Source organism: Arthrobacter rhombi, assembly GCF_039526245.1.
Lineage (GTDB): Bacteria > Actinomycetota > Actinomycetes > Actinomycetales > Micrococcaceae > Arthrobacter_H > Arthrobacter_H rhombi.
Genome location: NZ_BAAAIV010000010.1, coordinates 164,790 through 177,986, shown reverse-complemented (window position 1 = coordinate 177,986; position 13,197 = coordinate 164,790). Strand labels below are relative to the sequence as shown.

Genomic DNA, 13,197 nt, shown 5'->3' with positions numbered 1-13,197 from the left:
GCCGCCCTACTTGTTGCTGCCGAGGGTCAGGCCGGCCACGAAGTGCTTCTGCAACAGCAGGAACATGACCACGGTGGGCAGGGCGATCATGACCGCACCGGCGGCCACCAGGTTGTTGTCCGTGAAGAACGCACCCTTGAGGTTGTTCAGCGCGCTGGTCACCGGCATCGCGTCGCCATCGCGCAACAGCACCAGGGCCCAGAAGAAGTCGTTGTAGATCCACGCGAACTCCAACGTGGCCAGTGCGGCCAACGCCGGGCGGGTCAGCGGCAGGATGATCTGGTAGAACTGCCGCCACACCCCGGCCCCGTCGACCTGGGCGGCCTCGCCGAGCTCGTCGGGCAGGGCCTTCATGAAGTTGGAGAGCACGAAGACGCAGAAGCCCATCTGGAAGGCCACGTTGATCACGACGACGCCGAACTGGGTGTTGTAGATGTCCATCGACAGGAACATCCGGTACAGCGGGGTGATGATGACCTGTTGCGGCAGCAGGTTCGCGGCGGTGAAGAACATCAGCATCGCCAGGTTGAGTTTGAAGCTGAAGCGCGCCAGCACGAAGGCCGCCATGGAGGACATGAACAGGACGATGACGACGGCGGGGAGTGCGATGTAGAGCGAGTTCAGGAAGTAGTGGGGCAGGTCCGCCTGGTTCCAGGCGGTGACATAGTTGTTGAAGTTCAGCGTGTCCGGCAAGGACACGTAGCCCTTCTCAGCGGTTTCCGCGTAGGGGCGCAGCGACGTGTAGATGGCCCAGGCCAGCGGCACGAGCCAGATCGCCCCCCACAGGATCAGGGACACGTGCAGGATGACGCGGCCCGGTCGCAGCGGAGCCTTGCGCTCCGGACCGGCTTCTCCGCGCCGGGATTTCCGGGTTCCGGTGGCTGCTGCCCGGGAGGCCACGGGGCCGGGTTCCCCGGGGGTTAATGTGGCGGCGCTCATCGGGCCCCCTCCTTCTTGAAGGTCTGCACCAGGTAGGTGACGATGAAGACCAGCGAGATGACCAGCAGGATGACCGCAATCGCGGATCCAAAGCCGATGCGGCTGGCCTCGCCGATGATGTTGTTCGTGATCAGCACGGAGAGCAGCTCCAGGCCGTTGGTCCCCTTGTTGATGATGTACACGATGTCGAATGCCCGCAGGCCCTCGATCACGGTGACCACCAGGACGATGACGTTGATCGGCTTGAGCACCGGGAAGATGACCCTGAAGAAGGTCTGGCGTTGGTTGGCCCCGTCGATGGAGGCAGCTTCCTTGATGGAGGGATCCACGCCCTTCAGCCCGGCCAGGTAGAGCACCATGATGTAGCCGACGTGTCGCCAGCTGGCCGCGACCAGCACGGCCCACAGGTTGACGTCGGAGTTGCCCAGCCAGTTGACGTTGGCCCCGGAGAGCTGGTTGATCAGCCCCTGGTCCTGTGAGTAAAGCAGGGTCCAGATGAAACCGACCAGGGCCAGGGACAGCACCACCGGCAGATAGAAGACGCTCTGGTAGACGCGGGTCCCGCGGATGTTCTTGTCCAGCAGGACGGCCAGGAACAGCCCCAGGGGTGTGGCGATCAGGGCCAGGACCAGCAGCCAGATGACGTTGTTGCGCAAGGCGGGCCAGAACGGCGGGTAGATCGTGGCGATCTGCTCGTAGTTCTGGAACCCGACAGGCTGGATGGCCGTCACGCCGTTCCAGCGGGTGAAGGAGAGGAACACCGATCCCAGGGCCGGCCCCCAGACGAAGGCCAGCACCACCAGGGCCGGGACACCCAGCATGAGGGTCAGGACCACACGGTCGGCGGTGCTGTATCTGCGGACCTTCCGGGCCCTGGCCGGACGTGCCTTGTGCGTCAATGTGCTCATGGTGTTCCTCTCCCCCGCGGCCTCAGCCGGCGAAGATCGCCTTCTTCTGCGCTTCGACGTCCTTCAGGATGTTGTTGATGTCCTTGGGGTTCTTGATGAACGCCTGGATGGAGGGGATCATCACCGTCGAGGCGAAGTCCGGGCGGGTATCTCGGTCCATGAACTGGGCGATGTTCTTGGCCTCGCCGACGACCTTGGCCGCCTTCTTCTGCAGGGCCGTGTAACCGGAGGTGTCCATGTCGTTGGCCGGGCCCACCAGGCCCTTGTCGGCGTCGGCATTGATCTTCTCCGCGTCAGCGCTGCCCAGGTACTCCAGCAGCTTCTTGGCGGTGCCGCCGTTTTGCGTCTTGGCGCTCATCATGAATCCGTCGATGGGTGCGTCGATCGAGTCGGTGCCGAAGTCCGGGTTGATCTCCGGGAAGGTGAAGAAGTCCAGGTCCTTCAGCGCGTCCCCACCCTCGGCATCCTGGAACTGCTGGGAAACGAACATCCCCAGCAGGTACATCCCCGATTTCTTCTGCAGCAGCCCCTGCGCGGTTTCCTGCCAGTCGCGTCCCAGGCCACCCTTCTGGTGGTACGGCAGCAACTTGGTCCACGTGTTGAAGACCTCCTTGACCTGATCGGACTCCCAGGAATCCTCTCCGGCCAGGAGCTTGGTGTGGTAGTCGTAGCCGTTGATGCGCATGTTCAGGATGTCGAACGTGCCCATTCCGGGCCACCCGTCCTTGTCGCCGAAGGCAATCGGAGCCAGGCCTTCCTTGAGCATGTCCTCGCTGACGGCGGTCATCTCATCCAGCGTCTTGGGAACCTCGTACCCCTTGTCCTCGAACACCGATTTCCGGTAGAAGACGGCCCACGGATAGTAGGAGAGCGGGACGAAGTACTGCTTGCCATCAGTTCCCGTGGAGGCGGCCTTGAACGATTCGCTGAAGTTCTTGCCGATGTTCTCCCACACCGAGGAGATGTCCCCGGCCAGGCCCTGGTCGGCGAAGAAGCGCATGCGGTAACCGGAGAACCAGCTGAAGACGTCGTCCGGGTCACCCTGGAGGTAGGAGTTGATCTGCTCCTGGAACGTGTTGTGGTCCACGGTGTTGATCGAGACCTTCGATCCGGACTCCTTGACGAAGCCGTCGATGATCTTCTTGTAGGCGGCCTTCGGCACTGCATCAGACTGGTTGGAACCGAAGGTGATGGCGCCGCTTCCCTCGCTGACGCTCGCGCTGCCACCACCCCCGCCACCGCAGGCGGTGAGAGCGGCGAGTGCCGACAGGCCCATCGCCCCTCCGAGGACTGACCGTCGGTTGACGGGGACGCTGAGTCCCTTGCCCAGCGATGACGGGCTGGGCGGGAACGAACGCCCGGTCGGACGCGATGGTTGGTGGGCCACGGTGACTCCTTGGGTTGTGCCGTCGGCCCGGATTTCCAAGGACACAACGACGAGGATGATGGAGAAACGCTCAATATCGATCAGAAAACAACTAATTCTGACTTCTGGACACTATGACACGCACCACAACCTGACGCAAGGAGTTGACGAAAATCCCTGTAAATCGTGCTGTTGGCGAGACAATTCGAAGGGTTTTCCGATGGAACGACTCGCACAATTCCGCACCTCGGTTATGCTGACCCCACCACGTACACCGGCCCCCATCCCCGCAGGAAGGCGCATCGACCATGGCAGAGATGCTTCCGCAGCAGCGCCACCGCCACATCCTGGAGGAGCTGAACCGCTTCGGCCAGGTCCGCGTGACCGAGCTGTCGCACGATCTGGGCATTTCGGAAATGACAGTCCGCCGGGACCTCAACGCCCTGGCCGGGGCCGGGGAACTCGTCAAGGTCCACGGCGGTGCCACCCGCGAGCAATCCGCCACCAGCATCGAGCCCGGCTTCATGCGCAAGCTCGGATTGGCTGCTGCCGAGAAGGAGGCGCTGGCCGTGTGCGCCGCCCGGCTGATTGAACCGGGCATGTCGGTCGCCCTGAATTCCGGGACCACGACCTATGCGCTGGCCAGCCAGTGCACCGGGATCGACGACCTCACCGTCATCACCAACTCGCCGCGGATCGCGGAGGTCTTCTACAGTGCCGAGAACCAGACCCAGACCATCATCCTGACGGGCGGGATCCGCACCCCCTCCGACGCACTCGTCGGCCCCCTGGCCACTGCCGCATTGGCCCAGCTGCACGTGGACATCTGCTTCATGGGCGTGCATGGCATGACCGCCGAGGACGGGTTCACCACGCCGAACATGCTCGAGGCCCAGGCGAACCGGGCCTTCCTGGCCTCCGCTGCCCAGCACGTGGTTGTCGCCGACCACAGCAAATGGGGCATGACCGGCCTGTGCCAGATTTCCCCGCTGGAGGCTGCCGACATCCTGATCACCGGTGACGCCCTCTCCCCCGACGCGGCGGAGGTCGTGCGGCAGTCGATCGAAACGCTGCTGCTCGCCCCCACCGCCTAAACTGGCGCCATGCCCCTGCCCCTGAGCCGCGAGCTGGCCCAACGCGTCATCGACCAGATCGCCCCGACGCTCGAGTTCAACATCAACGTGATGGACCCCTCGGGCCGGATCATCGCCTCCACCGACCCGGCACGCATCGGTGATCTGCATGCCGTCGCCCGGGCCGTTGCCTCCGGCGAACCGCGGATCGTGCACGACGACGGCTCCCCCACCGAACGTGCGGGAATCAACCTCCCCGTGCGGCTCGAGGGAGGGATCGTGGGCGTCCTGGGCATCACCGGGCCACCGGAGCGGGTCGCCCCGGTGGCGCAGGTCCTGGTCCTGACGATGGTCCTGCTGCTGGAGCGCGAGCGGGAAATGGACGACTCGGCCCGCCGGGAAGCAGCAGATCGTGAACTGCTGGTCCGCCTGGTCTCCGGTGAACTCGCTGCCGAGGCGATCGAGAAGGCCCTGGCCGCCGGGGTGCCGGACCTGCCGCCGCCCTGGAGGCTCCGGGCCGTGCTGGCTCCGGAGCCGACGGGCACTCCGGACACCGTCGAGAGCGAGCCGCGGCCTCGCGGACCGCATCGACATGCCCACTTCGGTGGCGCGCTGTGGGTGCTCACCGGCGGGCGGGGTGCCGGGCTCGAGGACTGGCCGGCGGAGATCCCGCCCGGATGCACCGTGATCGACGGCGGACCCTGCGCAACCGGTGGCGACCTGGCCGGATCGGCCCAGGCCCTCGGAGCCCTGGCCACGGCACGGAAGGTGTTGCCCACGCCGCCCACCTCCGGAGCCCTCCGGCTCGACGACCTGGCCGCCGAACTGTCGGTGGCCTGCCTGCCTCCCGCCACGGCGGCAACGCTCGCCGCCCGCGTGGGCCCGCTACGCGCGGAACACGTGGGCACCCTGGATGCCTGGGCCGCAGCGGGCGGATCGGTATCGGCGACGGCACGGGTGTTGTTCGTCCATCGCAATACGCTCACCCAACGACTGGATCGGATCACCCAGCTGACCGGACTGGACCCGCGGATCCCGGCGCAGGCACAGACACTGCGACTGGCCACCATCGCGTCCCGCGCCGAGACATCGACACCTCTGGGCACGCCGTCGACACATGGCTAGTCTGCACCCTCCTGGGGACCAAAATACGTAAAATCGTGGGCACCTTGCCCATATCGTCGGTTCGCGGTGCCGCCTAGAGTGGTCCCATGAGCACCGAGATCCAGCCCGTCATCGTCGTCGCACCGGATTCCTTCAAGGGCAGTGCCTCCGCGGCCCAGGCTGCCGCCGCCATGGCCCGGGGTGCGCGCGCCGTCGCCGGCGAGGCGGCACGGATCGTCGAGCTGCCACTGGCCGACGGCGGCGAGGGCACGCTGGATGCGTTGTTGGCCGTGTGGGGTACCGCACCGCGCAGCACGGAAACCACCGACGCACTCGGACGCCGGTGCACCGCCCGGTACGGCATCTCGGCGGATGGCACCACCGGCATCATCGAGGCAGCCGAGGCCAACGGCCTCCCCCAGGTATCGGATGTCCCCCTGCAGCCGCTGGTCGCCGACACCTACGGCGTCGGTCGCGTCGCCGCCGTGCTGCTGGACGCCGGCGTCGAGGAGATCCTGTTATGCATTGGCGGTTCGGCCACCACCGACGGCGGGGCAGGGCTCCTGCGCGCCCTCGGCACCAGGTTCCTCGATGCCGGAGGGCACCCCACCGGCACCGGCGGCGGGGACCTGTCCTCCATCCGGAGCGTCGATGCCTCCGGGGTGCATCCGCGGGCCACTGCGGTGCACTGGAGGATTGCCGTCGATGTCGACAACCCGTTGTGCGGGCCCCGGGGTGCCGCCGCGGTCTTCGGCCCGCAAAAGGGCGCCTCACCCCAGGACGTGGACACCCTGGATGCGGGGCTGGCCCACCTGGCACGGGTTCTGGCTGCCGGGGACGTTGCCACGACGCCGGGGTTCGGGGCGGCCGGTGGCATGCCGTTGGGGCTGGTCGCCGTCCTCGGCGCACAGCTGGTGCCCGGGGCCGAGCTGGTCTCCACGGCGGTGGGCTTGCCGGAGGCGCTGGCAGGTGCCGACGTCGTACTCACCGGGGAGGGCCGGTTGGATTCACAATCCCTGGGCGGGAAGGTCGTCGACGCGGTGCGGCGCACCGCGTCGGCGCACACCCGCGTGGTGGTCATCGCCGGGGCCGTGCAGCTCGATGCCGCCGCCTGCCGTGCCGCGGGGTTGACCGCTGCGTTCTCGATTGCCCCGGGACCTGCCGAGCTGGCCGGGCTGCAGGCCGATGCCCAGTGGCTGATCGAGGACACCGCTGCCCAGGCCTGTGCCGCGCTGGGGCTCGGGACCGGACGGTGCGGCTAGTCTCGAGGGACCATGAAAACGTTGGACAAGGCAGTACGCATCGATGCGTGGCTCTGGGGAGTGCGCGCCTTCAAGACCCGCTCCGCGGCCACCGCCGCGTGCCGTGCCGGACACGTCAAGCTCAATGACCGCCCGGCCAAGGCCGCGGCGGTCATCGTGCCCGGGGATACCATCCGGGTGCGCGAAGCGGGGTTCGAGCGGATCCTGGAGGTCCGCCAGCTCATCGTCAAGCGCGTGGGGGCGCAGGCGGCGGCCAGCTGCTTCATCGACCACACGCCGGCCCGCCCGAAGGCCCCCGCGCTGATGGTCCCGGTCCGGGACCGCGGCACGGGGCGGCCCACGAAACGCGACCGGCGCGAGCTGGAGCGGATGCGCCGCGAGCTGGGCGGTTAGGCCTCGGCGTCGGCCCCCGGACGGGATCCGAGTTCGGCATCCAGGCGCAGCAGGCCCGGGCCGTCGTTGCCGATGAGCCGGACGCGGCCGATGATCTCGCCGACAGTTGCCTCCTCCTCGAGCTGCTCGGAAACGAACCAGCTCAGCAGCGGCAGGGCGTCGATGTCGCCCTCTTCCTGGGCCAGCCGGTACAGGTGGCGGATGGCCTCGGAGACCTTGACCTCGTGGGCCAGCGATGCCTCGAAGGCGTCACGGACGGAACCGGCCTTCACCCCGGGGGCCTTGATGGCGCCGATGGTGGGGCTCGAATCGCGGTCCGTCATGTGGGAGATGAACTTCTCGGCGTGGACGATCTCCTCCTGGGACTGCGCACGGAACCAGCCGGCGATGCCCGGGAGGTCCTGGACCTCCATCTCGATGGAGAGCTGGCGGTACACGATGGACGCTTCGAGCTCCAGGGTGACTTGGTCGTTGAATGCCTTTTCGAGTGCTCCGGTGAGTTTCATGGGGCCCAATCTACGGCGGTTTCCCGGGGCTGTCACCGGAGTTTGGCCTAACTGACCTGATCCGGTCCCCATTAGCGAACGGTGGCGTTGCGCCGGGTGGGCAGGGTTGGGAAGCCATGCCTGATCGCCCCTAGACTGGCCGGATGGGTCATATTGATGTTGCCGGAATCGACTACTTCCTCTCCGACGGCACGCAGCTGCTCAACGAGGTCTCCTTCAAGGTCGGCGCCGGGAGCAAGACCGCACTGATCGGCCCCAACGGCACCGGCAAGACCACGCTGTTCAAGATCATCTCCGGGGACCTGGTGGCCGATGGCGGCACCGTGGGGCTCTCCGGCACGCTGGGCATCATGCGCCAGTTCGTGGGCCAGGTCCGTGACGAGTCCAGCGTGCGGGACCTGCTGGTCTCCGCCGCTCCCCCGGTGCTGGCCGCTGCCGCCGCCGAACTGGCGGCCTCCGAGGACGCCATGCTGGCCGACCATTCCACCGCGGCGGCGGAGGAGAAGACGCAGATGCGCTACGCGCAGGCCATCGTGGACTGGGGTGACGCCGGCGGGTACGAGGTGGAGACCGTCTGGGACGAGGTCTGCATGGCCGCCCTGGGATTGCCCTTCGAGAAGGCCCAGTACCGGCCGGCCTCCACGCTGTCCGGCGGCGAACAGAAGCGTTTGGTCCTGGAAGCGCTGTTTGCCGGCAACGACGAGGTGCTGCTGCTCGACGAGCCCGACAACTACCTCGACGTGCCGGGCAAGCGCTGGCTCGAGTCCAAGCTGCGCGCCACCGACAAGGCGGTGCTGTTCATCAGCCACGACCGCGAGCTGCTCAACCAGGCGGCCGGGCGGATCGTCACCCTGGAACCGGGCATCAACGGCGCCTCGGCCTGGATCCACGGTGGCTCCTTCGGCAGCTACGTCGAGGCCCGTGCCGACCGCAACGCCCGGTTCGAGGAACTGCGCAAACGCTGGGACGAGGAGCACCTGAAGCTCAAGGAGCTGGTGAACATGTACAAGAACAAGGCAGCGTTCCGCTCCGACATGGCCAACCGGTACCACGCGGCACAGACCCGGTTGGCGAAGTTCCTGGAGATCGGGCCGCCCGAGGCGCTGCCGATCGAGCAGAACGTGAAGATGCGCCTGCGCGGGGGACGGACCGCCAAGCGGGCGATCGTGGCGCAGAAGCTGGAGCTGACCGGGTTGATGAAGCCCTTCTCCACCGAGATCTGGTTCGGAGACCGCGTGGGGGTCCTGGGATCCAACGGTTCGGGCAAATCGCATTTCCTGCGCCTGCTCGCCGCGGGAGGCACCGACCCCGAACGCGAACACCTGCCGGTCTCCGACGCCGTGCTGGCCGAGGTGCCCCACGAGGGCACGGTGAAACTCGGGGCCCGCATCCGCCCCGGCTACTTCGCCCAGACCCATGTCCGCCCCGACCTGGGCCACCGCAGCCTGCTGGACATCCTGCACCGCGGTGACGAGCACCGCTCGGGACTCGGACGCGAGGCGGCCTCCGGGGCGCTGGACGGCTACGGGCTGGCCGCCCAGGCCGAACAGTCCTTCGACTCGCTCTCCGGTGGCCAGCAGGCCCGTTTCCAGATCCTGCTCCTGCAGCTGTCCGGCGCCACCCTGCTGCTGCTCGACGAGCCCACCGACAACCTGGACCTGCACTCCGGCGAGGCCCTGGAGCGGGCGATCAACGCGTTCGAGGGGACCGTCCTGGCCGTCACCCACGACCGCTGGTTCGCCAAGTCCTTTGACCGCTTCCTGGTGTTCGGCTCCAACGGGAGGGTCTACGAGACCGAGGAACCGGTCTGGGACGAGGCCCGGGTGGAACGCGCCCGCTGAAGAATTGCACAGCGTTGTAGCGGCAGCAGGGAATAGAAGCTGCCGCCACAACGCTGTGCCGAAGAGGTGGCCAGGGGTGGACCCTGGACACGACACCGAAGTTCCCCCCACCGAAGGAGCCACGTTGAGCATCTACGCCGTCACCAACCCCGCCACCGGCCAGGTCGAGAAGGAGTTCGAGACCATCACCGACGCCGGCCTGCAGGACGCCGCCACCGCGGCCCACACCGCGTTCGGCGCCTGGCGCACCAGTTCGATCGAGGACCGGGTGGCGCTGCTGGGCCGGGTCGCCGACCTCTATGAGGAACGCAAGGTCGAACTCGCAGCGATCATCACCCGCGAAATGGGCAAGCCGGTGCTGCAGGCCCAGGGCGAAATCGACATCGTCGTCTCCATCTACCGCTACTACGCCACCAATGGCCCGAAGTACCTCGAAGACGAGCAGCTTGATGTCGTCGCCGGGGGCACCGCCGTCGTGCGCAAGGAAGGCCTCGGCGTCCTGCTGGGCATCATGCCGTGGAATTTCCCGTACTACCAGGTGGCCCGGTTCGCCGCCCCTAACCTGATGAACGGCAACACGATCCTGCTCAAGCACGCGCCGCAGTGCCCGGAATCGGCGCTGGCGATGGAGCAGATCTTCCGCGACGCCGGCGCCCCGGAAGGTGCCTACGTCAACATCTTCGCCACCAACGAGCAGATTGCCGAGCTGATCGCCGACCCGCGGATCCAGGGCGTTTCACTGACCGGTTCCGAACGTGCCGGTTCGGCAGTCGCCGAGACCGCCGGGCGCAACCTGAAGAAGGTGGTGCTCGAACTCGGCGGCTCGGACCCGTTCATCCTGCTGGACACCGCGAACCTGGACAAGACCGTCAAGCGTGCCGTCAACGGCCGCATGGGCAACGGCGGGCAGGCCTGCAACGCCGCCAAGCGCTTCGTGGTGATGGAGGACCTCTACGACGACTTCGTCGAGAAGTTCACCGCATCCCTGGCGGCGATCACCCCGTCGGATCCGACCGATGAGCAGACGTTCCTGGGCCCGCTGTCCTCGCAGGCAGCTGCCGACAACCTGGAGCAGCAGGTGAAATCGGCCATCGCCGAGGGCGCGACGGCCCTGGTGGGCGGCGCGAAGGTCTCCGCCGACGCGGCGTTCTTCCAGCCGACGGTGCTCACCGGCGTCACCCCCGACATGGACGCGTTCCACCAGGAGCTGTTCGGTCCGGTCGCGATGATCTTCAAGGTCTCCAGCGAGGAGGAGGCGGTGGCCCTGGCCAACGACACCCCCTTCGGCCTGGGGTCCTCCATCTTCACCGAGGACCCGCAGCGCGCCCAGCGGGTGGCGCACCAGATCGATGCCGGCATGGTCTACATCAACGAGCCCTCCGGCACCGCTGCGGAACTGCCGTTCGGCGGCGTGAAGCGCTCGGGTGTGGGCCGCGAGCTGGGCAAGTACGGGATGGATGAGTTCGTGAACCGCAAGCTCATCCGCACCCGCTAGCCGACAGCGAAACCGGTGGCCCCGGGGTCCGGCATCACCTGCCGGACCCCGAGGTGCCCCACCCGCCCCGGCGCCTGCGCCGAACGCAACCAGTCCACCAGTGCGTCGAGGTCCTCCTGCGCGCCCTGGGCGGTGATCCGCACGCTGCCGTCCCGGCAGTTCACCGCAGCACCGGCCAGGCCCAGCGCCTCGGCCTTCTGCCGGGTCAGGTAGCGGAACCCGACTCCCTGCACCGTGCCGGTGGCCGTGGCCTCGATGGCTGCGGGAGCACCGTCGTCGTGCCCTGGGTGCCGTGTGGGCGCCCCGTTCATGCCATGATCCCGCCGCCGCGGGTCAGTTCGATCGGCTCGACGTCGGCGGTGAACCCGAAGACGTGGGCGTAGAACGCCAGTGAGAGCTCCTGGGCGCGCACGATGTTCGCCGCCATCCGGAAGCCGTGTTGTTCGCCGGCGAAGAGGACGAAGGCGTGCTCGATCCCCTTGGCCGCCAGCGCGTCGGCGAACTTCCGGGACTGGTTCGGCGGCACTACCCGGTCCTCGTCCCCCTGGAGCAGCAGCACGGGGCAGTCGAGCTGGTCGACGTGGTTGATCGGCGCGCGTTCGGCGTAGAGTTCACGGGCCGCGGGCCACGGGCCGACCAGTGATTCCATGTAGTGGGCCTCGAAGTCGTGGGTATCGGCGACCAACGCCTCCAGGTCGGCCACCCCGTAGCGGGAGATGCCGGCGGCGAACGTGGACGTGCCGGTCAGGCAGGCCAGGGTGGTCCAGCCGCCGGCGGAGCCCCCCTCGATGGCCAGCCGGGCGGGATCGGCGATCCCGGCGTCGACCAGGCCCCGCATGACCGCTACCGTGTCCGCCACGTCGGCGACGCCCCATTGGCCAGCCAACCGGTCCCGGTAGGCGCGGCCGAAGCCGCTGGATCCCGCGTAGTTCACGTCCACCACCCCGATCCCCCGGCTGGTGTAGTACGCGATCTGCAGCGACAGCCCGATGCGCGCCTGCCCGGTGGGCCCGCCGTGGACGAACGCGACGAAGGGCGGCAGTTCCCCGACGTCCCCGGCGTACCCGGCGAGCGTCGGGGCGTAGACGTTGGCATGCACGACGGCGCCGCCGTCACCGGGGAACTCCATGGCCCGCCCCACGGGCAGGGCGCCGGGCGCGGGGATCCCGTCCAGGGCCAGCCTCAGGGTGCGCAGGCTGCCCGTGGCGCCGTCCACCAGCCGGATCCCGGTCCCCTCGGTGGTGTCCTGCGACAGGGTCAGCACCTGCAGGCCGGTGCCTGCCGGGTCGCGACGCACCCCGGCCGGGAGCGCGTGGGTCAGCGGGAGGTCCAGCTCCTCGAGCTCCCCGGTGGCCGGGTCCAGCAGGCCCAGGGCCATGCCGTGGGTGCCGTGGGCGGTGAGGATCCGCCCGTCCTCGAGCAGCTGGTACCAGGTGGTGCCGATCTGCCAGAGCGGCTCGGCGAACTCCTCCGCCCGCGGGCACAGCGGCCGGGCCTCACCGCCGCCGAGGTCCTGGGCGTACAGGTTCCACCAGCCGGAGCGGTCCGAGATGAAGGCCAGCGTGCTGGCGTCGAGCCATTCGGGTTGGAGCACCGATTCGGTGGTGGATCCCGCCAGGTCCAGCACTGCCGTGGCCGGGCCGGCCTCATCGAGGCGGCCGACGTGCAGCACGGTGCCGTCCCATGGCATCTGGGGGTGCTCCCAGCTGATCCAGGCGATGCGCGTTGCGTCCGGGCTGACGCGGGGGTAGGCGACGAAGCGCGAGGACGGGGTGACCCGGCGCAGGGCGGCGGCATCCTCGGCCGCGCTGCCGTCCAGCGGGATGGCCACGATGTAGCGCTCGATCACCGCCCCGGTGTGGTCCTCGCACACGGCCAGGACCTCGCCCGCCCGCCAGGAGGCGGTGAATTCGGCGAAGCGCAGCTGCGGGTCGGCCGCGTTCCCTGCCGGCGCCGAGGCGGGGGTCAGCGCGCTGGGCCCGTCCCCGGTGCGCAGGTAGACGCGCTGGTCGGCGTAGTTCGCGAACACCAGCCGGTCCCCGGCGCCGTCGTCCACCGGGGCCCAGGCGGCTCCGCCGTATTCGTGCACCCGGCTGCGCACGTTGTAGGGGGCCGGCACCAGGTCGCGGTCCGGATCCCCGCCGGCGATCACGGTGAACCGGCCGCCCTCGGCGGGTCGACCCTCCTGCCACCAGATCTCGTCGCCGACGTAGCGCGGGGAGGCCACCGGGATGGTGGAGGCCACCAGCGAGGTGGCGGAGATCGGCGAGGGCCAGGAACCGAACGGGGCGCGGATTGTCATGCCCGTAG

General features: G+C 68.3%; 12 protein-coding genes. 6 read left to right on the top strand and 6 right to left on the bottom strand.

The genetic code is table 11. The features are described from left to right. Nucleotides 1-6: 6 nt before the first annotated feature. Genes ABD088_RS08995 through ABD088_RS08985 form a run of 3 tightly spaced genes read right to left on the bottom strand, consistent with a single transcriptional unit; the run spans nucleotide 7 to nucleotide 3,234 of the window. Nucleotides 7-939, bottom strand: coding sequence for a carbohydrate ABC transporter permease (locus ABD088_RS08995; protein WP_343901590.1), 933 nt, complete (start codon nucleotides 937-939; stop codon nucleotides 7-9). Then, nucleotides 936-1,847, bottom strand: coding sequence for a carbohydrate ABC transporter permease (locus ABD088_RS08990; protein WP_343901589.1), 912 nt, complete (start codon nucleotides 1,845-1,847; stop codon nucleotides 936-938). The genes ABD088_RS08995 and ABD088_RS08990 overlap by 4 nt, the downstream gene beginning before the upstream one ends. A gap of 22 nt (nucleotides 1,848-1,869) precedes the next feature. Further along, on the bottom strand, nucleotides 1,870-3,234 hold the full coding sequence (locus ABD088_RS08985) for an ABC transporter substrate-binding protein (protein ID WP_343901588.1): 1,365 nt from the start codon (nucleotides 3,232-3,234) through the stop codon (nucleotides 1,870-1,872). A 287-nt stretch (nucleotides 3,235-3,521) separates the two neighbouring features. Between ABD088_RS08985 and ABD088_RS08980 the strand changes: the two genes are divergently transcribed. The 4 genes from ABD088_RS08980 to ABD088_RS08965 all read left to right on the top strand — a co-directional run bounded on the left by ABD088_RS08980 (nucleotide 3,522) and on the right by ABD088_RS08965 (nucleotide 7,045). Then, a complete protein-coding gene (locus tag ABD088_RS08980) occupies nucleotides 3,522-4,307 on the top strand; it encodes a DeoR/GlpR family DNA-binding transcription regulator (RefSeq protein ID WP_343901587.1) in 786 nt (261 codons plus the stop codon). 9 nt (nucleotides 4,308-4,316) lie between these two features. Beyond that, on the top strand, nucleotides 4,317-5,411 hold the full coding sequence (locus ABD088_RS08975; RefSeq protein ID WP_343901586.1) for a CdaR family transcriptional regulator: 1,095 nt from the start codon (nucleotides 4,317-4,319) through the stop codon (nucleotides 5,409-5,411). 86 nt (nucleotides 5,412-5,497) lie between these two features. Next, complete coding sequence (locus ABD088_RS08970; protein ID WP_343901585.1) at nucleotides 5,498-6,652, top strand: glycerate kinase; 1,155 nt, start codon at nucleotides 5,498-5,500, stop codon at nucleotides 6,650-6,652. 12 nt (nucleotides 6,653-6,664) lie between these two features. Further along, the gene (locus ABD088_RS08965; protein WP_343901584.1) at nucleotides 6,665-7,045 is read left to right on the top strand and encodes an RNA-binding S4 domain-containing protein; all 381 of its coding nucleotides are present in this window, start codon (nucleotides 6,665-6,667) and stop codon (nucleotides 7,043-7,045) included. On the opposite strand, the gene ABD088_RS08960 is transcribed toward ABD088_RS08965, so the two are convergent. Continuing rightward, a complete protein-coding gene (locus tag ABD088_RS08960) occupies nucleotides 7,042-7,551 on the bottom strand; it encodes a ferritin (protein ID WP_343901583.1) in 510 nt (169 codons plus the stop codon). The two genes, ABD088_RS08965 and ABD088_RS08960, sit on opposite strands and share 4 nt — an antisense overlap. Before the next feature lie 143 nt (nucleotides 7,552-7,694). Here ABD088_RS08960 and ABD088_RS08955 point away from each other — a divergent pair, with 143 nt between their 5' ends. Both ABD088_RS08955 and ABD088_RS08950 read left to right on the top strand, forming a co-directional pair. Beyond that, nucleotides 7,695-9,392, top strand: a complete 1,698-nt coding sequence (locus tag ABD088_RS08955) for an ABC-F family ATP-binding cassette domain-containing protein (protein ID WP_343901582.1) — start codon at nucleotides 7,695-7,697, stop codon at nucleotides 9,390-9,392. A gap of 124 nt (nucleotides 9,393-9,516) precedes the next feature. Continuing rightward, on the top strand, nucleotides 9,517-10,887 hold the full coding sequence (locus ABD088_RS08950; protein ID WP_343901581.1) for an NAD-dependent succinate-semialdehyde dehydrogenase: 1,371 nt from the start codon (nucleotides 9,517-9,519) through the stop codon (nucleotides 10,885-10,887). On the opposite strand, the gene ABD088_RS08945 is transcribed toward ABD088_RS08950, so the two are convergent. Next, nucleotides 10,884-11,198, bottom strand: a complete 315-nt coding sequence (locus ABD088_RS08945; protein ID WP_343901580.1) for an acylphosphatase — start codon at nucleotides 11,196-11,198, stop codon at nucleotides 10,884-10,886. The genes ABD088_RS08950 and ABD088_RS08945 overlap by 4 nt on opposite strands. Then, nucleotides 11,195-13,189: a prolyl oligopeptidase family serine peptidase gene (locus ABD088_RS08940; protein WP_343901579.1), complete on the bottom strand. Its 1,995-nt coding sequence runs from the start codon at nucleotides 13,187-13,189 to the stop codon at nucleotides 11,195-11,197. Before ABD088_RS08940 ends, ABD088_RS08945 begins: the two co-directional genes overlap by 4 nt. Between the last annotated feature and the right edge of the window lie 8 nt (nucleotides 13,190-13,197).

Coding starts and splice junctions, on each gene's coding strand:
- ABD088_RS08965 (WP_343901584.1), top strand. CDS start 6,665: ATGAAAACGTTGGACAAGGCAGTACGCATCGATGCGTGGCTCTGGGGA.
- ABD088_RS08955 (WP_343901582.1), top strand. CDS start 7,695: ATGGGTCATATTGATGTTGCCGGAATCGACTACTTCCTCTCCGACGGC.
- ABD088_RS08970 (WP_343901585.1), top strand. CDS start 5,498: ATGAGCACCGAGATCCAGCCCGTCATCGTCGTCGCACCGGATTCCTTC.
- ABD088_RS08995 (WP_343901590.1), bottom strand. CDS start 939: ATGAGCGCCGCCACATTAACCCCCGGGGAACCCGGCCCCGTGGCCTCC.
- ABD088_RS08940 (WP_343901579.1), bottom strand. CDS start 13,189: ATGACAATCCGCGCCCCGTTCGGTTCCTGGCCCTCGCCGATCTCCGCC.
- ABD088_RS08990 (WP_343901589.1), bottom strand. CDS start 1,847: ATGAGCACATTGACGCACAAGGCACGTCCGGCCAGGGCCCGGAAGGTC.
- ABD088_RS08980 (WP_343901587.1), top strand. CDS start 3,522: ATGGCAGAGATGCTTCCGCAGCAGCGCCACCGCCACATCCTGGAGGAG.
- ABD088_RS08975 (WP_343901586.1), top strand. CDS start 4,317: ATGCCCCTGCCCCTGAGCCGCGAGCTGGCCCAACGCGTCATCGACCAG.
- ABD088_RS08945 (WP_343901580.1), bottom strand. CDS start 11,198: ATGAACGGGGCGCCCACACGGCACCCAGGGCACGACGACGGTGCTCCC.
- ABD088_RS08960 (WP_343901583.1), bottom strand. CDS start 7,551: ATGAAACTCACCGGAGCACTCGAAAAGGCATTCAACGACCAAGTCACC.